The following is a 19,130-nucleotide window of genomic DNA, read 5'->3' on the forward strand; positions in this document are numbered from 1 at the left end:
CATGAGCGCGGTGATCATCGACGGCAGGGCTGTGGCCGCGGCAGTCCGCGAGGAGGTCGGCGCTCGCGCTCGTGAGCTGACCGAATCGGGGATCCGCCCGGGGCTCGGGGTGGTGCTCTGCGGGGAGAACCCAGCCTCGCAGATCTACGTCCGCAACAAGGGAAAGGCCGCAGAGGAGCTGGGCTTGCGAGTCGACCAGCAGACGCCCCCCGGCGACAGCTCGACCGCCGACATCGTCAGCGTTGTGCAACGGATGAACGACGACGACGGCATCGACGGAATCCTGGTGCAGCTGCCACTCCCCTCGCAGATCGACCCCGACGCGGTGCTCGACGTGCTCCGCCCCGACAAGGACGCGGACGGGTTGCACCCGCTCAATATGGGGCTGCTCGCCCAGGGCGCAAAGCCGCCGGTGGTGGCATGCACGCCGGCGGGTTGCATGGAGATGTTGCGTCGCTACGACGTGCCGCTGCGCGGCAGCCGCGCGGTGGTGGTGGGACGCAGCGCGCTGGTCGGTCGGCCCATGGCCATGCTCCTGGTCAACGCGGATTGCACGGTCACCATGTGCCACTCCCGCACCGTCGATCTGCCCGCCGCGTGTCGGGAGGCCGACATCCTCATCGCCGCCATCGGACGAGCAGGCATGATCACCGCCGATTACGTCAAGCCGGGCGCGTGCGTCGTCGACGTCGGCACCTCGCGCGTCGACGGCAAGCTGCGCGGTGACGTCGACCGTGAGTCGGTCGAGCCGGTGGCCGGCTGGCTCACGCCCGTACCCGGCGGTGTCGGTCCCATGACCATCGCCATGCTCATGCACAACACCGTCGCGCTGTGTGCGGCGCGGCGCGGCGCCGGCGTTCCCGCATCGCCGCGCTGACGCTCTCGTGGCCACCCTACGCCTGCGTTGGTCCGAACACGAGGCGCGCAAGCCGTACGCCCGTCCTTTCATGGTCAGCTTCGTGGACGACAGTGGGTCCGACCTCGGCAGCGTCGCGCTCAACGGCTCCGATCTCCTGTACTGGAGCCAGTTCGGCGCCGCCGTCGCCGCTCTGAGCGGCGAGCTGTTCGTGTTTGACAGCGTCGACTCCGCGGCCGATCCGCAGCGTGCCTGGCTGGAGAGACTGGCGCCGCTGCTGCCCGCCGCAGACGCCATCAGCGTCACCCCGCGGTCCACGTTCGACCACGAGCGCGGCCGCGTCTTCGGATTCGTGGTTGCCGGTGACGGCGCCGCTGAGGCGGTGGTGGATGCGCCGACGCTTCTCGAGTACCAGGAGTTCCAGGCAGCGCTGGTGCACCAGACGGGCCGGCTGCTCCGCGTCCCCTCCGTCGAAGCGATCGACGACGGCGCGCCGCGGCGGCGTGCCTGGTTGCAGTGGCTGCGCAGGGTGGTGGTGCGACCGGCGTCGGATGAGGCGATGACCGCGACCTGGCCGTGGCGTTGACTCTCGACTATCCGGGCGCGCTGGAGGCGCTGGAAGCGCTCGAGGGGCGCGGCATGAAGCTCGGCCTCGAACGCATCGAAGCACTGCTTGCCGTACTGGGCAACCCTCACAAGGGACTCCGCGGCGTGCTGGCGGCGGGCACCAACGGCAAGGGTTCGGTGTGCGCGCTGCTCGATTCCATGGCGCGTTGTGCGGGGCTGCGCACGGTGATGCTCACCAAACCGCACCTGCTGTCGTGGACCGAACGCATCGCGGTCGACGGACAACCCATTGCGGAGCAGGGCTTCGCAGACCTCATCGCAACCGTGCTCGACGCCGCCACCGGCATGGTGGGCGCCCACGGCTCGCCGACGGTGTTCGAGGTGGTGACCGCCGCCGGCATCCTCGCCGCGCACACGGTGCAGCCCGACCTGCTCATCTGCGAGGTGGGGCTGGGCGGCAGGCTGGACAGTACCAACGTCCTCGACCTTGGCGTCGCCGTGATCACCGGCATCGCCGTCGACCATGCCGCCGAGCTCGGCCACGACATCGCCGGCATCGCCGCCGAGAAGGCGGCGATCATCAAGCGCGGCAACGACGTGGTCACCGGTGCCGACGCCCTCGCGCTTGACGTCATCCGCACCACCGCGGAACGCAGCGGGGCGCATTCACTGGCGGCGGTGGGCACCGACCTGCCCTGGGACGGCGAAGAGCGCGGACGCGCCGGGATCACCGTCAACATCGGAGAACCGGTGCTGCACCTGTTCAGCCCGCTCATCGGTGGCTTTCAGCGGCGCAACCTGGCGGTCGCCGCGCATACCGCGCGCGTCCTTCGACGACGCGGCACGAGCATTCCCGAGGAGGCGATCCTCGCCGGCGCCGTTGCGGTTCGCTGGCCGGGACGGATGCAGTGGATCGACGGATCGCCGCCGCTGCTCATCGACGGCTGCCACAACACCGAGGCGGTGGCGGCGATGGTGGCCGCCGCGATCCCGCTGTGCGCCGGTCATCACACGGTCGCGGTCTTCGGGGCGATGGCCGACAAGGAGCTCGACGACATGCTCGCAGCACTCCGCCCGCTCACCAAAGACGTCATCTTCACCGCACCCGCCACCGCGCGCGCAGCGCCTGGCGGAGACCTGGCGAGGCGATGGGGCACAGGCGCGCGCGTCGCAGAGAACGTTGCATCAGCGCTAGATATCGCGCGAAGCGCGGCAGGACCCGAAGGCGTCGTAGTGGCCGGAGGCTCGCTCTACGTAGCGGGCGAGGCTCTACAAGCCGTCGGGTCCTTGGGGCGGGGGCGCGGGGGATGAGCGCCGCACGGAATGTGCCGCGAGCGAGGAGATCCACCCGCGAAGCGGGTTAGCTCCTCGCGTCTTCAGCGCGGCTTTGACCGAAGGCGCTCATCCCCCGTGACCTCGCCCCGGGAGGGGCACCTCTTGTTTACGCCACGAGGACAGCGTCAAGCTTGGCCTTGAGCGACTGCTTGGGCTGGTAGCCGACGATGCGCTCCTCGGCCTTGCCACCGCGGAAAACCATGAGCGTGGGAATGCTCATGATCCCGAACATCCCCGGGGTGATCGGGTTGGCGTCGACGTCCACCTTGGCGACCTTGACGCGGCCCTCGTACTCACCGGCGAGCTCCTCGACGATGGGCGCGATCATCTTGCAGGGCGAGCACCACGATGCCCAGAAGTCGACGAGCACGGGCACGTCGGAGTCCAGCACTTCCTGCTTGAAGTTGGTGTCGGTGACCGTGAGGGGGTGGGACATCGATCTCTCCTGGTTTGGCGCCGGGGGACGGGCGCCTTCATTCTGGCAAAGGGTTCGTTCTTGCGGGGTTCAGTCGGTCGCGGCCTTGGCGGGCTTGGTTGATTCGGCCGGCTTCGGGGTCGCTGCGGGGGCCGGTGACTCCTTGGCGGGGGCCGCCGGCTTGGTGGAGTCGGCGGCGGTTTCACTGGCGGGCTTGTCGCTCGACGCCGAGGCTGCTGCCGCCGTCGAGCGGCTGTCCGTCTTGTAGAAGCCACTGCCCTTGAAGAGGATGCCGGCCGGGTAGAAGAGCCGCGTGCCCGCGCCGCCGCAGTCCGGACAGGCCGCCAGCGATGGATCGCTCATGCGCTGTTGCACCTCGAACTCGCCCTGACACGACTGGCAGCGATAACCGTAGATGGGCACTCTGTCTCCTGATGGCTCCACTGAGAAAGCTACCCTACGGCCGGGCGCACCAAACGCGGCGTCAATTCTCCCAGGGACCGTGGCGCATCCGGAGCAGGTGACCCTCGAGACGGTGCGACGGAACCGTGCCGCTGGCGATCCCGCGGGCCTGCTCGGCGCCGTTGACGTTGAGACGGGCGACGCGCCGCTCGGCGCGCAGGAAACGCCGCAGGGCCACGTTGATCAGCTCGCTGCGGCTGAGCGGTGAGCCGCGGGTGTGGGCGTTGAGCGCCTCGAGGATGTCGTCGTCGACGGAGATGGCGATGCGGCGGGACATGCGGCAGATCGTACGCGGCCGGGGGTGGCGGGCATCGCCGTCACTAGAGCGGCGACAGCACCAACCCGGTGGGCACCTTTGGATAGAAGTATGTCGACTTCTGCGGCATCACCTCACCCGCGTCGGCGACGGCGATCATCTCCGCGGTGGTGGCGGGGTTGACCCCGAAGCCCAGCACCGCCTCGCCCGCGGCGACGGCGCGGTCCACCTCGGGCAGTGAGCGCGTGTAGGCGAGCGCGCCCTCGCGGATCGCCGCCCCGTCAGCCCCCGCCGGGCCGAGCACCTGGTCCTGGAGCACCACCACGTCGAGCGCCGCGCACGCGCCCCGTCCCGAGCTGCGCGGCCGGGAGAGCACCGCCGCGCCGTCGCGTGCCCGCACCGCGAAGGCGTGGTGTCCGTCCCGCTGCGCGGCCGCCGCCGCACCGGCTGCGGCCAGGTCATCGCTGGGGGCGACGTCCCAGCCGTCGTCAAGGCGCATCCAGAGATCGTCGAGGCTGAACGCGGCGCCGGCCCTGGACAGCAGCAACCGGTGGGTGGGCAGAAGGCTGATGCCGGGATCGTTCGCGTCGGCCAGGTACACCAGGGCGAACTGCGAGTCGGCGTCCGGTTCGTCGCCGGCCGCGGCCCGCTCGGCGGCGTAGGCGGCCGCGGTCTCGTAGCGGTGATGGCCATCGGCGATGTAGAGCCGGGCCCCGCGCAGCGCCTCCTCGATGGCGTGCACCTGGGGCGGGTCGTTGACGACCCAGAGGAGATGTTTCTCCGACCCGATCTCGCCGTCGATGCGGCCGCCGAGTAGGCCGCGACCGCCGGCCGCGCCGGCAAGGAGCGCGTCCATCTCCGCGGCGCCCTGCCACACGGCGAACACCGGGCTGGTCTGGGTTGAGGTCGCGCGCATCAGCGCGAGGCGGTCCTCCTTGGGGCCGCGCAGGGTGTGCTCGTGGGGGCGGAGATCGCTGTCCTCCCAGGCGGTGGCCCGCACCCGGGCGATGAGCCCGCGCCGGACCCGGTCGGAGCCGTCGGGCGCCGGGAAGCGGTGCTCGGTGACATAGAAGGACGGCTCCGGGTCGCGGACCAGGACGCCGATGCTGAGCCACGCTGCAAGGTGCTCGGCGGCGCGGGTGTAGCGGTCGCTGACACCGGGCTCATCGCCGGGGAGTTGCCGCCCGAAGTCGATCCGCACGATGTTGCGCAGGTCGCGGCCGTACAGCTCCTCGCGCTGGGCGTCGTCGATGACGTCGTACGGGGGAGCCAGGACGCCGCCGAGGTGCACCAGGTCAGGGTTGAAGTGGATGCCGCGGAGCGGCCGAACGTCTGCCATGCCGGCGAGTCTGCGTGAAGAGGCCGCGCCGGCAGCACGAGAGCGATGGTGGGTCGGGCGGCGCCAGCCGTAAGGTCGCAGGGAGTGGTTCCCCCCGCCTCGGTCTCCCTTCCTGAAAGGCAGGTGCTCTCTCGACAGCCAAGCGGCCGCCGACCCAATGATAGAAACGTCGCTCTGGACGATTCCTTGCGCTGCCTGCGCAGCGGCGCGTTTGCTCGCCGGACTATCGGGCGCGACCCGGTACCCCGGCTCGTGATCCGTCGGAGGCGCCGGCCAGCACCAAGTGGGGATCAACGAAATACCGGGTCACCGTGCCGGTCGAGCTGGTCACCAGCATCCCGCGAGCCGCGCCGAGGTCTGCCAACACACCACTGAGCAATATACGGTAATCTTGTAGTGTGACTATAACATCTGAGATCGCCGTCCAGCCTCCGCTGTCCACCGCCGGCGCGCGAATGGTGCTGCGCGCTGAGATCGCGCTGGTCGTGGGGGTGACCGCCTGCTCTGCCGAGGAGTCCAACAACGGCACCTTCAAGCCCATCGACATCGAGGTGATCGCGCAGCGGTGACGCTCACCTACCTGCTGCCCCTGCGTCGCGACCGCGTCGCCGAGGGGGCTGAGGGAGAGCTCGCACGATACCTCGCGGCGCTGACCGCGCACGTCGAGGTGCTCATTGTCGATGGCTCACCACCGGCGATCTTCGCGCGCCACGCGGTGCTGTTCGCGGATCTCGCCACCCATGTCGCACCGCACCCGAGCGACCGCTGCACCAACGGCAAGGCGTGGGCCGTGCTCACCGGGCTACGCCGCGCACGCCACGACACTGTGGTCATCGCCGACGACGACGTGCGCTGGGACGCGCAGACGCTGACCCGCGCCGCCGCCGCTCTCAGCGGATGCGATGTGCTGGTGCCCGCCAACTACTTCGCGCCGATGACCTGGCACGCGGCGTGGGACACGGGACGGATCCTGCTCAACCGCGCCAGCGCGCACGACTGGCCGGGCACGCTGGTGCTGCGCCGCACCGCGCTGTCGGCGACGCCGCGATACGACGGCGACGTCCTCTTCGAGAACTGCGAGCTGGTGCGCACCGTCATCGCGAGCGGCGGGTCTGTCCACATCGCGCCCGACCTCTTGGTGGCCCGCCGGCCACCGACGGTGCGTCACTTCCTCGGCCAGCGGCCCCGCCAGGCGTACGACGACCTCGCCCAGCCATACCGGCTCGCGGCGATGCTCGCCATCATCCCTGCTTCTCTGCTGGGAGGCAGGCGGGCGGTTGCCGCCGCAGCCGTCGTGTCCGTTGTCGCCGCCGAGGCCGGCAGGCGGCGGGCGGGCGGGCGCCGCGTCTTTCCCTGGTACACGTCGCTGTGCGCGCCGGCCTGGCTGTGCGAGCGTGGGCTGCTCTCGTGGGGGGCGCTCTGGTTGCGCGTCAGCCGCCGCGGCGTGCGCTACGGCGACAACCGGCTGCTGCGCGCCGCGACCCCTGTGAAGCGGCTTCGCGCGCGGCGGCGCGGACCGGCGTAGCCCGCCTTTTTTAGAGGCGAACCTGGCGAAGCTGCTCCAGGTTGGCGACCGTGGCGAGGCGCTCGAGGAGCGCGCCGTCGACCGCGTCGTCGATCTCCATGAGCATCACCGCGCGGCCGCGGGGATGGTCGCGACCCAGCTCGATGCGCGCGATGTTGATGTCGTTGCTGGCCAGAAGTGAGGAGACCGCTGCGATGACACCCGGACGATCCTCGTGCTGCACCACCAGGAACGTGCCGGACGGCTGCATGTCGACGCGGAAGTCGTCGATGCGGGTGATCCGCGGTACCCCGTCGAAGTGGGTGCCGGCCACGAGCAGGCGGCGCTCGCCGACCACCTCGACGAACACGGAGTTGGCGTGGTCGACGCTTCGGGTGGTGGTGTGCTCGTCGACGTCGACGCCCATCGAACGCGCCACGGTCTTGGCGTTGATGGCGTTCAGCCGCGTGTCGGTGAAGTGGCCGAGCAGGCCGCGCAGCACCTCGGCGGTCACCAAGGTGGTGTCGACGGCGGCGAGCTCGCCGGCGTAGCTGCAGATCACCCTCTGCACGCCGCCACTGCTGAGCTGCGCCGCGAGCGAGCCCATCTTCCGACCCAGCTCGAGATACGGGCGCAGCCGGGCCAGCTCCTCCGGGTTGACCGCCGGCGCGTTGACCGCGTAGCGCGGTGAACCGCCGCGGAGGTACTCGACAATCTGGTCGGCGACGTCCGCGGCCACGTTCACCTGCGCCTCGGCGGTGCTGGCCCCGAGGTGCGGCGTGACCACGATGCCGTCGACGCCGATCAGCGGGTGTCCCTCGGGCACGGGCTCCTTGGTGAACACGTCGATGGCGGCGCCGGCGATGACCCCGTCGCGCACGGCTTGCGCGAGTGCGGCCTCGTCGATGATCCCGCCGCGCGCCACGTTGATGACCCGAGCGCCCGGACGCATGCGACGCAACTCGGCGGCACCGATGGAGCCGCGAGTGTGCTCGGTGAGCGGGACGTGGACGGTGAGCACGTCGCTCTCGGCGAGCAGCGTCTCCATATCGACCAGCTCCGCGCCGGCCTGCTCAGCGCGCTCGTGGGTCACCAGCGGGTCGTGGGCGAGGATGCGCATGCGCAGCCCCTCGCCGGCGATCCGAGCCACCTCGAAGCCGATCTTGCCGAGGCCGAGAACGCCGAGGGTGCGATCGCGCAGCTCCACGCCCATCAGCTTGGAGCGCTCCCAGCGTCCGCCCCGGAGCGAGGCGTCGGCGGCGGGAATGTTGCGCGCCAGCGCCAGCATCATGGCAATCGCGTGCTCAGCGGCGGCGATGGTGTTGCCCGTGGGGGCGTTGAGGACCAGCACGCCGTGGCGCGTCGCCGCCTCGATGTCGATGTTGTCGACGCCGACCCCGGCGCGCCCGACAACGCGCAGCCGCGTCGCGGCTGCGAACACCTCGGCGGTCACCTTGGTCTCGCTGCGCACCACCAGCGCGTCGTAGCCGGCGATGCGCGCGATCAGCTCAGCGGGATCGAGACCAGTGGCGACGTCGACCTCGGCGGCCGCGCGCAGCCGTTCGACACCATCGGCGGCGATGGGGTCGGCGACGAGGATGCGCAGCACGTCGACCTCCTGCCCTTCGGCAGGCGACTCCTGCGAGAGCGGCGCCTCTGTCTGGATGCTCACCCCACGCCGGCGGGCTGTTCGCTGACCTGGACGCTGCGCACCACCGCCTGGGCGGCGGGCACGGCGAGGCCGACGCGGCTGCGCATCCCGCTCTCCTGCAGGCCCTGCTCGAGGGTGGCGAGGATGCTGTACACGTCCCCCTCATCGATCATCCCGAGGTGGCCGATGCGGAAGATCTTCCCGGCGAGGTCACCCTGGCCGCCGGCGAGCACCAGCCCGTGGCGGGTGCGCAGCGCGGCGAGCAGATCCTTGAGCGCGTCAGGTCCGTCCACCGGGCTGTGCATCGCGGTGACCGTGTTGCTGCGATAGCCCTCTGCGGCAAGGAATTTGAGCCCGAGCGCGTCGACGCCGGCCCGCACCATCTCGCCGACGCGCGCGTGGCGTGCCCACACCCCGTCCATGCTCTCCTCTCGCATGATCGCGAGCCCCTCCTGCATGGCGTAGAGGACGGACACCGCAGGCGTGCTGTACGTCTGCGACTTGTTCTGGAACTTCTGCTCGCGCGCGAAATCGAGATACCAGCGCGGCGTGGTGGTCTTCTCGGCGCGGGCGAAACCGTCGGCGCTGACCGCCAGCATGGTGACCCCGGGAGGAGCCATCCATCCCTTCTGCGAGCCGGTGATGAGCGCATCGATGTGCCATCCGTCGGTCTCCAACGGGATGCAGCCGGCGCCGCTCACCGAGTCGACGGCGAGCAGCTTGCCGCGACCCTTGACCACCGCGGCGAGCGCAGCAAGGTCGTTGGTCACGCCCGTGCTGGTCTCGTTGTGGGTGACGAACACGGTGGTGACGCCGGGGTGCTCGGCAAGGATGCGGTCGACGTCCTCGGGGTCGATCGGTTCACCGGCCTCGACCTTGAGGCGGAGCACGTCGGCGCCGTACGCGGTACCGATGTCGGCCCAGCGGTCGCCGAAGGAACCCATCGAGCAGAACAGCGCCTGCTCGCCGGGGCTGAGCAGGTTGACCACCGCCGCCTCGAGGCCGCCGGTCCCGCTGCAGGGGAAGATGAGCACGTCGTTCTCGGTGCGCAGCGCCCAGCGCAGGCCCTCCTCGACATCGCGCAACAGAGCCGCAAACTCGGGCCCGCGGTGGTTGATCATGGGTCGGCTTGCCGCCCGCACGACGCGCTCAGGAAGAGGGGTGGGGCCGGGGACGCGGAGCTGTTGTGCGAATGCCATGTCTGCTCCCAGCGTGCACGTTGGACGTCTGGCAGCAGTCTACCAAGCGCCCCTCGCCGGACTGCCCGGACGACGGCGCGCGGTTCAGAACAGCTCGTCGTAGACGTGATGCGGACGGGCGAATCGCTGCGCGTGCGCCTCGAGCGCGCGCAGTGCCACGGCGCGACGCCGCCGGCGTTTGGCGTTGCGACGCACCACCACCCGGTCGATGGTGGCGCGGGTGAAGCGCAGGTCGGCGCGCACCATCACCCAGGCGGTGCGCGGCCAGCGCACCACTGCCGCGAACAGCGCGAGCACCAGCGTGTAGCGGACCAGGGTGCCGAACCATCCCGCGGACGCCGGGGCAGCCGCATGGACAGAGAGAGCTGTGGTTGCCGGCGTCACCGGGTGTTCGGGGTGCGCCGTGTTCCACGCCACGATCTGGGCCTTGCGCTGGAGCAGTTGCGGGGCGTACTTCTCGATGCCGTCGCGGATCGACATCGCCAGCACCTGCTGGAAGCCCGGCGTGGCAATCAGCGAGGCTTCGCGGGTGTTGCTCAGGAAAGCCGGTTCCACCGTGACGGTGGGCATCTCCGTGTGGATCCACCAGTTGTCGCGCAGCACCACTCCGTCGTTGACGACGCCGAGCGGCTTGAGGTATGCGCCCATCGCGTCGCTCATCGTCTGCGCGAACGAGAGGTCGGTGTCCTTCGGGTAGAGCACCAGCGAGCCGTTCGGGCCGCCGTCGGTGAAGGAGTTGAAGTGAACGCTGACGAAGACGGCGGCGCCGTTGTTGTTGGCGGTGGCACTGCGCTGCTGGACGTCGAGAGAGCGGTCGTCGGAGCGGGTGAGGATGGCGTTGACGTCGTCCTGCCGGAGCAGAGCGCGGAGCCGCAGCGACACCGCCAGGGTGACGTCCTTCTCCATGAGGCCATTGCTGGGCGCGATCGCACCCGGGTCGAACGGCATGTCCGGCTGGGCCGGGTTGATGGCGCCCCCATGGCCCGGATCGATGACCACCACCAGCGGGGTGGGCGCCGCCGCCTGGGCGTGCGCGGTCGGCGAGGCGGCGATCACCATCGCGCTGGCGAGGACCGGGACGCTGAGCAGGACGTGGAGAAGACGTGTCGCCGGATGGCGCATGGCCGCCCGCAGCATATCGCGCTATTGCCCGTTTGGCCCGTGAGCTAGGCGACTTCACGTCGCCGGAGCTGACACCGCTACTGGGGGGTGCCCGAGGGGGAACGCAGTTCCCCCTTCGCTCTAGCGGACTTCCGCTTGGTAGGGCAGCAGCGCGATGTGGCGGGCGCGGTTGAGCGCGGTCGTGAGGCGGCGCTGGTGGCGCGCGCACGTTCCGGTCATGCGCCTCGGCAGGATCTTGCCCCGGTCACTGAGGTAGCGACGCAGGCGCGCCACCTCCTTGTAGTCGATGACCTCGGCGTGCTCCAGGCAGAAGCTGCAGACCTTACGGCGGCGGCGATCGTAATCAGGCATCTAGAAGGGGATGTCGTCCGGGTCGACGTCGCCGCCGGCGTTGACGCCCAGCGCCGGCGTGCCGGCGGCCGCACCGGCGGTGGCAGGCTGGCCGGCGTCACCGCCGCGGCCCCCCCCCTCGCCGTCCTGGCGGCTGTCGAGGAACTGCACGTCGTTGGCGTTGACCTCGGTCTTGTAGCGCTTGGCGCCGGTGTCCTTGTCATCCCACGAGCGGGTCTGCAGGCGTCCCTCGATGTAGACCATGCGGCCCTTCTGGAGGTACTGACCGCAGAGCTCGGCGAGCTTGCGATTGCCCTGGTTCCAGACCACGATGTCGTGGTAGTCGGTGAACTCGCGGCGCTCGCCGCTGGCGTCCTGCCCATAGCGGTTGGTGGCCAGCGCCAGGTTACAGACGGCGGTGCCGCTGGGGGTGAAGCGAAGCTCAGGGTCGCGGGTCAGGCGGCCGATCAGCATTACGCGGTTGAGCGAGCCGGACATCAGTTCTCCTCCTCAGTGGCGGCGGCCAGCGCGGCAGGCTCGTCGTCGGCTTCATCGTCGTCCTCGTCATCATCATCGTCCGCCTCGGCGGCGACAACTGCCTGACGCGCCGGCGCGGCCTCGGCGCCGGTCCCGGCACCGTCGACCGTCTCCGGCTCGGCATCGTCCTCGGCCCCTTCGCGGACCACCAGCAGGTGACGGAAGACCGTCTCGTGGATGGCCAGGGCGCGCTCCACGTCGCGGACGCGGGCGCCGTCGAGGCGGATGTGCAAGAGCATGTAATGGCCGTCGCGGAGGTGGTCGACCTCGTAGGCGAGGCGGCGCCGCCCCCAGTTGGTGGTGCGCACCACGGTGCCGCCGGCGCCGGTGATCAGCTGCTCGACGGAGTCCCCCGCGGCCTGGAGCCCCTCCTCATCGAGCTCGGGCCGGACGATGTACATGAGTTCGTAGTCGCGCACCATGCGCGCACCTCCTTTCCCGTGGGCTCGCGGCATCCGGACCTGGAGCTGTGCCGAGGTGGCTGGCAGGCAGCGCCGGATGCAGGAAAGCTTCTCTGATCTGTCCCGCGAGGACGCTCGGGAGCATACCAGCAGGGCGCCTTCGGCCGATCCTCAAGTGCAACAGGGTCGCAGCTGCGCTAGCATCGCAAGGGACCGCCCGGCCTGCCAGGGAGCCCGATGTTCAACAAGTTGGGGCGCATGCGCCGCACCCTCTCGCGAGCGGAGTGGATCCGGCTCGGGCTCTGTTACGCGGCCGTGCTCGCGCTCCACGTCGTCGGCTTCGGCGTCCTCCTGCTGCTCAGCGGACCGCGGTACGACGCCAAGGTGTTCGGAGTCGGCATCGGCCTCACCGCGTACGGTTTCGGCCTGCGCCACGCGTTCGACGCCGACCACATCTCGGCGATCGACAACACCACGCGCAAGCTCATCGCGGACGGGAAGCGGCCCGTGGCGGTAGGCTTCTTCTTCTCTCTTGGGCACAGCACCATCGTCGTGGCGCTGACCGCGATCATCGCCGTCGCCGCGGGCGCGGTGGCCACACAGGTGAGCACCTCGGGCAGCGCCCTGCACAGTGTGGGCGGCTTGATCGGCACCGGTGTGAGTGGGTTCTTCCTGTACGCGATCGCCGCCATCAACCTGGTCATCCTGGTCGGCATCGTGCGCATCTTCCGGCAGATGCGCCGCGGCGAGTTCGACGAGCCGACGCTCGAGAAGCGCTTGCTCGAGCGTGGCCTGATGAACCGCCTGCTCGGCCCGATCGCGCGCTCGATCCGGTCGAGCTGGCAGATGTATCCCGTCGGCCTGCTCTTCGGCCTCGGCTTCGACACCGCCACCGAGGTGGGCCTGCTCGCCATCGGCGGCGGTGCCGCGGCGAGCGGGCTGCCGTGGTACGCGATCATGTGCCTGCCGATCCTGTTCACCGCCGGCATGTCGTTGATGGACACGGCGGATGGCGCGTTCATGAACGTCGCCTACGGCTGGGCCTTCTCCAAGCCGGTCCGCAAGGTGTTCTACAACCTCACCATCACCGGCCTGTCGGTCGCTGTGGCCCTGATGGTGGGGACCGTGGAGCTGCTCAGCATCCTCGGCCAGACACTGAACCTGCAGGGCGGTGCCTGGGGCTTCCTTAGCTCCATCAACCTCAACACGGTCGGTTTCATCATCGTCGGCATGTTCGTGATCACCTGGCTCGGCGCGCTTGCCGTGTGGCGCTTCGCCCGAATCGAGGAGCGCTGGGCGCTAACCCCCGCGGCAGCTGAGCCGGAACAGCCGCCCGTGCTCACCCTCCCCGGCGGAATCTCCCTGAGCCTTCCGGTAGACTCCGATCCCGCCGAGCCGCGGTCAGCTAGCTCAGTTGGTTAGAGCGCACGGTTCACATCCGTGAGGTCGAGGGTTCGAATCCCCCGCTGACCACCAATTCGAAGGGGGGACAGGTCCCCCCTTCGGGCACCCCCCTTTCAGCGGTGTCGGCTCCGGCGACGTGAAGTCGCCTGCGCCGACGGATTGCGCAGGGGGAACGGAACTCAGCCCCCTAGCTCCTTGTAGGCGGCCTCGTCGAGCAGCTTGGCGCCGCTGTCATCGACGTTGTTGAGCCGGATCATCCAGCCCTCGCCGTAGGGGTCGGCGTTGACCCGCTCGGGAGCGTCGCTGAGCTGGTCGTTGACGCCGGTGACGGTGCCTCCGATCGGTGCGTAGAGGTCGCTGGCCGCCTTCACCGATTCGATGGTGCCGAACTTGTCGCCCACCTTGAGCGTCGTTCCGACGGCGGGCAGCTCGACGAAGATGACGTCGCCGAGCTCGGACTGGGCGTGGTCGCTGATTCCGATGGTGGCCACGCCGCCCTCGACGTGCACCCACTCATGGCTCTCGGTGAAGCGGTATTCGCTGAGGTCAGGCACTCATCCATCTCCCTTGGGTCGTTTGTAGAAGGGCAGAGGAACCACCTCTGCGTCCGCCTCCGTTCCACGAATGTCGACGGCGATCTCGCCGCCCTTCTTGAAATCGGGATCGACCGTCGCCATGGCCACGGCGGTGCCGACAGTGAAGCCGAACGTGCCGCTGGTAACGGTGCCGATCTCCACCTCGTCCTGGAACACGGCGTGGCCATGGCGGGCGATGCTGCGCGGACCGAGACGCAGGCCGACAAACCGACGCGGTGGCGATTCGCGCAGCGCCCGCAGCGCCTCGCCGCCGATGAACTCGCCCTTGTCGAGCTTCACGGTCCAGCCCAGCCCGCAGCTGTACGGATCGGTGTCCTCGTCCATGTCCTGACCGTACAGGCGCAGCCCCGCCTCCAGGCGCAGCGTGTCGCGCGCGCCCAGGCCGGCCGGCAGCAGGCCGTGTGCCGTTCCGGCCTCGATGATCGCGTCCCAGACCTGGCCGGCGCGGCCGGCATCGATGTAGATCTCGAAGCCGTCCTCGCCGGTGTAGCCGGTGCGCGAGATGCGCTGGACCTGCGCATCCGTGACGCCTGCCAGCGACAGGCCACTGGCGAAGAAGGGGCGCAGCTCGCGCAGGTCGCCTCCTCCGTCGACGCGAGCCAGCGGTTCCAGGATGTCGACGGCTCGGGGTCCCTGCACGGCGATGAGCGCGAGGCGGTCGCTGGCGTCGACGACGTCCGTGCCGGAGTCGGCGTGGCCCTGCATCCAGGCGACGTCTTTCTCGCGCGTCGAGGCATTGACCACGATCACGAAGTGGTTGTCCTCGGCGCCACGCATGACGATGACGTCGTCGATGATGCCCCCCTGCTCGTTGCACATCACCGAGTACAGAAGCTGATTGCTCTCCAGCCTGCTGACGTCGTTGGTCACCAGCCGCTGCACGAAACCCGTGGCACCCGAACCGCGGACGGTGACCTCGCCCATGTGGCTCACGTCGAAGATGCCGGCGCGTTGACGCACCGCCACGTGCTCGTCGCGGATACCGCTGTACTGCAGCGGCATGTCGTACCCGGCGAAATCGACCATCCGTGCCCCGGCGGCCACGTGGCGGTCGTAGAGTGGCGTGCGACGGCCCATCAGGCGTGCGAGTGTAGGGCCCGGCGATGAGCCTGGTAGCCATCCCTCGGGCGGGTACCATCCAGCCGATTCACGACGGGGGAGCCCGATGATCGTCGCCGCCGCAATCGTGGCCGCCCTGCTCATCGCAGCGCTGGCGACGGCGGCCCTTCTGCTCCGCCGCGGCCGGCCGGCGACCCGGGGCACCCTGACGGTCACCGGACTGCACGCACCCGCCAGCGTGGTCCGCGACCGGCTCGGCGTCGCCCACGTGGACGCCGCCTCGATGGAGGACGCCGCGTTCGCGATGGGCGTCGTTCACGCCCAGGAGCGGCTCTGGCAGCTCGACCTCACCCGGCGTGTGGCATCCGGCCGGATCAGCGAGATGGCCGGCCTCGACGGGGTGGCTGCCGACCGCTTCCTCCGCCGCGTCGGACTGCGCCGCGTCGCCAAGGAGGAGGCCGACCTCCTCGACGGCGAGCCCAGGGTGATGCTCGAGGCCTACGCCGCGGGGATCAACACGATCATCGAGGGCGGCCGGCGCCTGCCCATGGAGTTCTCCATGCTGCGCATGCGCCCCGAGCCATGGCGACCGGTGGACAGCATCGCCTGCGCGAAGCTGATCGCCCTCGGTCTCAGCCTCAACTGGGACAGCGAGCTGCAGCGTCTCCGGCTCGTGCAGGAGGTGGGTCCGGAGATCGCGGCCCGCCTCGAGCTGGTGTACCCAGAGACCAACCCGACCATCCTCGCGGCCACCGCAGCCAGCGCCGGCCCCGGCGCCGCCGAATCCCTGCTGGCGCTGTACCAGGAGGCAGCCCGCTGGCTTCCCAGCGCGGTCGGCGCCAGCAACGCATGGGCGGTGGCGCCGCGTCGGACCACCACCGGGCGCGCCCTGCTCTGCAACGATCCCCACCTCGAGCCGACGCTGCCGTCGATCTGGTTCGCTGCGCACGTCCGCGCCGGTGACGACTTCGAGTCCACCGGGGTCACCTTCGCCGGCCAGCCCTTCCCGATCATTGGCCACAACCGCCGCATCGCCTGGGGCTACACCAACTCCATGGCCGACTGCCAGGACCTGGTCGTCGAACAGTTCGACGCCCCGTCGGGCAACCGTTTCCGCACGGAAACAGGCTGGGAGAGCTCGCGCATCGCCCGCGAGGTGATCCGCGTCAAAGATCGCCCCGACGAAGTCGAGGAGGTCGTGATCACCCGGCACGGGCCGGTGGTGGAGCGTTGCGATGACGTCGCCGGCGGGCGCTGGCTCGGGCTCGCCCTGCAATGGACCGCGCTGACCCCCGCGTGCGCGGCAGACAGCGCGCTCAAGCTGCAACGCGCCGCCGACTGGATGAGCTTTCGGAGCGCCTTCGCGTCGCTGGACGCACCCTCACAGAACGCGGTGTATGCGGACGTCGACGGCCACATCGGCTACTTCTGCAATGGACGCATCCCGCTGCGCCGGCGGCGGCCATCGGGTCTGCCCACACCGGGCTGGCAGGGCCGAGTGCTCTGGGAGCGCTTCCTCACCGTCGACGAGGTTCCGCAGGCACTCGATCCGCCCGAGGGTGTGGTGATCACCGCCAACAACCGCATCGTCGGCCCCAGCTTTCCCCACTACATCGCCAGCGACTACATGGCCGGGTACCGCGCCCGCCGCCTCGGGGAGCTGCTCGGGCGTGATCAGATGGACGCCGCGTACATGCGCACCGTGCAGATGGATGTGGTCTCGCCGCCGGCCACCACCGTCGCGCGCCTGCTCGGCGGGGTGAGCTGCACCGTCGAGCTCGCCGAGGCGATGCGCCTGCGGATGGTGGCGTGGGATGGCCGGATGGCTCCCGATCGTGTCGAGCCCACCGTGTACGAAGCGTTCATGCGCCGGCTCGCCGAGCACGCGTTCCGGCCGCTGTGTGGCGACGCCTGGGGCGTCGCCGCAGGGTTCGACGTCACCCATCCGCTGTTCGAGTACCCCGCCAACCTCACCGGCCGGGCCACGCCCATGCTGGTGGAGCGCTGGGAGGCGGGCGACGAGTCGATCTTTGACGGGCTCACCACCTGGAACCAGGTTGCCGCCGACGCGCTCGAGGACGCCGTCGCCGACCTGCGCCGCAGCCTCGGCGGGGTGCGCCGCTGGCGCTGGGGGCGGGTGCACCGGCTTCGCCTGCGCCATCCACTGGCGGTGCGACGCATGCTCCACCCGCTGCTCAACGCACCCGCCATCGTCGTCGGTGGCAGCGTCGACACGGTGATGGCCACCGGCGCGCGCCCCGGCACTGATTTCAGCACGCGACTCTTCGCACCATCGTGGCGCCAGGTGTTCGACGTCGGCGACTGGGAGAACGGCTGCACCGGTGTTCTCTACCCTGGGCAGTCCGGGCACCGCTTCTCGCGCCATCACCACGATCTCTCCAAACGCTGGGCACACAACCAGCAGTTCCCGCTGAGCTGGGGCGAGACCGCCTTTGCCGGGCGGCGCAGGCTGCGCTTGGTGCCTCGCGAGCGTGGTCTCATCGCCACGCAGTCGCGCCTATGATCGCGCGCAGACGTTCGCACGCTGCGCAGGCAGGACTGGTGCGCGGGTGCTGCTTCGGGCTGATCCTGCTGGTGGTGCTGATCGCCGGCAGCATCGTCGTCGGCTCGCGCGCCCTGGCCGCTCCCGACCTCGGCGCGGCGCCGGGTGGGACGGTGCACGGCAGCAGCGAGGCCGTGATCGCCGCGGCGCTGGGCGGCGACGCGGCGACGCAACTGCTCGGCAGCGATCATGCGGTGGTGACGGTCAGCGAGCGTGACCTCACCGTGATCGCCAGCGCCCGCAACCCGTCACCCGACCGCTTTCGCAACCCGCAGGCGCGGATTCGCAACGGCGAGGTGGTGGTGTCGGCCGACACCAGTGTGGGTCCCTTCGGCGTCACCGCCGTGGCCTGGTATCAGCTGCTGTTCAACAACCCCGCGGCGGCCCCACAGGTGACCGCGCAAGCCGACAAGTACGCTGTCGGACAACTGGGCATTCCCGGCTTCATCGGCGACCGGCTCAACCCGCGGGGATCGGCGTCGCTCAACCTCACGGCGCTCTTTGCCTCGAACCCCGCGCTGGAGGCGCTGTCGCGCGCGCTGGACTGCGTGAGTGTGCAACCCGACGGTGTGCACATCGGCTTCCATCGGCGCGGGGTGAGCACGTCCGCAGGGATGTGCGCGCAGACGGTACAGGCTGCGACCGCAGCCTAGAATCGCCGCGTGAACCTGCAGAACATCCTCGACTGGTCTGCACAGCTGGCCGGCTGCGACTCGGTGCCGCTGGACTCGCAGGTGTACGTCGAGGCGACGGCCGACGTGCACCGGGTTCTCTTCGGCGTCGACATCTCCCTGGCTGAGCTTCTCTGGGCGCAGCAGAACGGCTTCGACGCGGTGATCGCCCACCACCCCGCCGGCGACCGTACGCGGACACGCTTCGGTGAGCTGATCCGCAGCCGCCAGGTCGAGCAGATGACCGCTGAAGGGATCAGCCGTGACGCCGCCGAGGCCGCGATCAGTGCGCGGCTCGAGGCGCTCGCCCGGCGCGTCCACATGAGCAACATCAACGCCGTCGTCGACAGCGCACGACTCTTCGGCATGCCGTTCTGCAACGTGCATCTGGCCTGCGACATCATCACGCGCACCGCGATCATCGAGATGCTGCGCCGCCATGAGAGGGAAGGAGCCACCGTGGGCGACTGCATCGAGTGGTTCGACGACTTCGCGGAGTATTCGCACGGCCACGCCCGGCCCGAGGCATGGGTGGGGTCGACCGGCAACGCGCTGGGCCGTTGGACCGTGGCGATCGCGGGCGGCACCAACGGGGGCTTCCCGGTCTTCAGCGAGTACTTCCGCGCCGGGGTCGACACCATCTTTGCGATGCACATCGACGAGGAGGACCTGCAGCGGTTGCGCGCCGCCGCGGACGCCGACGACACCCTGGTGGTCACCGGGCACATGACCAGCGACAGCATCGGCATCAACGTCGTCATCGCCGGGCTCGAGGAGCGCGGCATCGAGATCGTCCGCACAAGCGGGGTAGTCGAAGGGGGAACTGCGTTCCCCCCTCGGACACCCCCCAGCTAAAGATCAGA

21 protein-coding genes and 1 tRNA gene are annotated in these 19,130 nt (G+C 69.9%); 10 read left to right on the forward strand and 12 right to left on the reverse strand.

Features of this window, described 5'->3' with window-relative positions; genetic code table 11:
• Position 1 precedes the first annotated feature (1 nt).
• The 3 genes from JF886_RS06785 to JF886_RS06795 are packed head-to-tail and all read left to right on the forward strand — an operon-like array spanning position 2 to position 2,734.
• Complete coding sequence (locus JF886_RS06785) at positions 2-877, forward strand: bifunctional 5,10-methylenetetrahydrofolate dehydrogenase/5,10-methenyltetrahydrofolate cyclohydrolase (protein ID WP_337310860.1); 876 nt, start codon at positions 2-4, stop codon at positions 875-877.
• Between the two features lie 7 nt (positions 878-884).
• On the forward strand, positions 885-1,442 hold the full coding sequence (locus JF886_RS06790; RefSeq protein WP_337310862.1) for a hypothetical protein: 558 nt from the start codon (positions 885-887) through the stop codon (positions 1,440-1,442).
• The gene (locus JF886_RS06795; protein WP_337310863.1) at positions 1,433-2,734 is read left to right on the forward strand and encodes a bifunctional folylpolyglutamate synthase/dihydrofolate synthase; all 1,302 of its coding nucleotides are present in this window, start codon (positions 1,433-1,435) and stop codon (positions 2,732-2,734) included. The genes JF886_RS06790 and JF886_RS06795 overlap by 10 nt, the downstream gene beginning before the upstream one ends.
• A 130-nt stretch (positions 2,735-2,864) precedes the next feature.
• On the opposite strand, the gene trxA is transcribed toward JF886_RS06795, so the two are convergent.
• From trxA to JF886_RS06815, 4 genes are all read right to left on the reverse strand, one after another.
• Positions 2,865-3,194 carry a thioredoxin gene (gene trxA, locus JF886_RS06800; protein ID WP_337310864.1) on the reverse strand — a complete coding sequence of 110 codons (330 nt, stop codon included), beginning with the start codon at positions 3,192-3,194 and terminating at the stop codon, positions 2,865-2,867.
• A gap of 69 nt (positions 3,195-3,263) precedes the next feature.
• A complete protein-coding gene (locus JF886_RS06805; protein ID WP_337310866.1) occupies positions 3,264-3,596 on the reverse strand; it encodes an FmdB family zinc ribbon protein in 333 nt (110 codons plus the stop codon).
• A gap of 61 nt (positions 3,597-3,657) precedes the next feature.
• Positions 3,658-3,912: a ribbon-helix-helix protein, CopG family gene (locus tag JF886_RS06810; RefSeq protein ID WP_337310868.1), complete on the reverse strand. Its 255-nt coding sequence runs from the start codon at positions 3,910-3,912 to the stop codon at positions 3,658-3,660.
• 43 nt (positions 3,913-3,955) lie between these two features.
• Positions 3,956-5,230 (reverse strand): DUF1015 family protein, encoded by a 1,275-nt coding sequence (locus JF886_RS06815; protein ID WP_337310870.1) that lies wholly within the window; start codon positions 5,228-5,230, stop codon positions 3,956-3,958.
• 398 nt (positions 5,231-5,628) lie between these two features.
• Between JF886_RS06815 and JF886_RS06820 the strand changes: the two genes are divergently transcribed.
• Complete coding sequence (locus tag JF886_RS06820; protein ID WP_337310872.1) at positions 5,629-5,799, forward strand: hypothetical protein; 171 nt, start codon at positions 5,629-5,631, stop codon at positions 5,797-5,799.
• Positions 5,796-6,755: a glycosyltransferase family 2 protein gene (locus JF886_RS06825; protein WP_337310874.1), complete on the forward strand. Its 960-nt coding sequence runs from the start codon at positions 5,796-5,798 to the stop codon at positions 6,753-6,755. Before JF886_RS06820 ends, JF886_RS06825 begins: the two co-directional genes overlap by 4 nt.
• A gap of 10 nt (positions 6,756-6,765) precedes the next feature.
• On the opposite strand, the gene serA is transcribed toward JF886_RS06825, so the two are convergent.
• The 6 genes from serA to rpsF form a co-directional block, all read right to left on the reverse strand.
• Positions 6,766-8,406 (reverse strand): phosphoglycerate dehydrogenase, encoded by a 1,641-nt coding sequence (gene serA, locus JF886_RS06830; protein ID WP_337310876.1) that lies wholly within the window; start codon positions 8,404-8,406, stop codon positions 6,766-6,768.
• On the reverse strand, positions 8,403-9,584 hold the full coding sequence (locus JF886_RS06835) for a pyridoxal-phosphate-dependent aminotransferase family protein (RefSeq protein ID WP_337310878.1): 1,182 nt from the start codon (positions 9,582-9,584) through the stop codon (positions 8,403-8,405). The genes serA and JF886_RS06835 overlap by 4 nt, the downstream gene beginning before the upstream one ends.
• Positions 9,585-9,668: 84 nt before the next feature.
• Entirely contained in the window at positions 9,669-10,706 is a 1,038-nt protein-coding gene (locus JF886_RS06840) for an N-acetylmuramoyl-L-alanine amidase family protein (RefSeq protein WP_337310880.1), read from the reverse strand.
• 120 nt (positions 10,707-10,826) lie between these two features.
• Positions 10,827-11,057 (reverse strand): 30S ribosomal protein S18, encoded by a 231-nt coding sequence (gene rpsR, locus JF886_RS06845; RefSeq protein WP_337310882.1) that lies wholly within the window; start codon positions 11,055-11,057, stop codon positions 10,827-10,829.
• Complete coding sequence (locus tag JF886_RS06850; protein ID WP_337310884.1) at positions 11,058-11,534, reverse strand: single-stranded DNA-binding protein; 477 nt, start codon at positions 11,532-11,534, stop codon at positions 11,058-11,060.
• Positions 11,534-11,992 (reverse strand): 30S ribosomal protein S6, encoded by a 459-nt coding sequence (gene rpsF / locus JF886_RS06855; protein WP_337310886.1) that lies wholly within the window; start codon positions 11,990-11,992, stop codon positions 11,534-11,536. The genes JF886_RS06850 and rpsF overlap by 1 nt, the downstream gene beginning before the upstream one ends.
• A 219-nt stretch (positions 11,993-12,211) precedes the next feature.
• Here rpsF and nicT point away from each other — a divergent pair, with 219 nt between their 5' ends.
• Positions 12,212-13,396 carry a Nickel transporter NicT gene (nicT, locus tag JF886_RS06860; RefSeq protein ID WP_337310888.1) on the forward strand — a complete coding sequence of 395 codons (1,185 nt, stop codon included), beginning with the start codon at positions 12,212-12,214 and terminating at the stop codon, positions 13,394-13,396.
• Positions 13,374-13,450 (forward strand) — tRNA-Val (locus JF886_RS06865). The genes nicT and JF886_RS06865 overlap by 23 nt, the downstream gene beginning before the upstream one ends.
• Positions 13,451-13,557: 107 nt before the next feature.
• On the opposite strand, the gene gcvH is transcribed toward JF886_RS06865, so the two are convergent.
• Positions 13,558-13,932, reverse strand: coding sequence for a glycine cleavage system protein GcvH (gene gcvH, locus JF886_RS06870; protein WP_337310890.1), 375 nt, complete (start codon positions 13,930-13,932; stop codon positions 13,558-13,560).
• A complete protein-coding gene (gene gcvT, locus JF886_RS06875; protein WP_337310892.1) occupies positions 13,933-15,051 on the reverse strand; it encodes a glycine cleavage system aminomethyltransferase GcvT in 1,119 nt (372 codons plus the stop codon).
• A gap of 88 nt (positions 15,052-15,139) precedes the next feature.
• Between gcvT and JF886_RS06880 the strand changes: the two genes are divergently transcribed.
• From JF886_RS06880 to JF886_RS06890, 3 genes are read left to right on the forward strand one after another with little or no spacing between them, the layout of a single operon-like run.
• Positions 15,140-17,557, forward strand: a complete 2,418-nt coding sequence (locus JF886_RS06880; RefSeq protein ID WP_337310894.1) for a penicillin acylase family protein — start codon at positions 15,140-15,142, stop codon at positions 17,555-17,557.
• Positions 17,554-18,249 (forward strand): hypothetical protein, encoded by a 696-nt coding sequence (locus JF886_RS06885; protein WP_337310896.1) that lies wholly within the window; start codon positions 17,554-17,556, stop codon positions 18,247-18,249. Before JF886_RS06880 ends, JF886_RS06885 begins: the two co-directional genes overlap by 4 nt.
• Positions 18,250-18,258: 9 nt before the next feature.
• Positions 18,259-19,122, forward strand: a complete 864-nt coding sequence (locus JF886_RS06890) for a Nif3-like dinuclear metal center hexameric protein (protein ID WP_337310898.1) — start codon at positions 18,259-18,261, stop codon at positions 19,120-19,122.
• Positions 19,123-19,130 lie beyond the last annotated feature (8 nt).

It is taken from the genome of Candidatus Aeolococcus gillhamiae (genome assembly GCF_016464765.1).
Lineage (GTDB): Bacteria > Chloroflexota > Dormibacteria > Aeolococcales > Aeolococcaceae > Aeolococcus > Aeolococcus gillhamiae.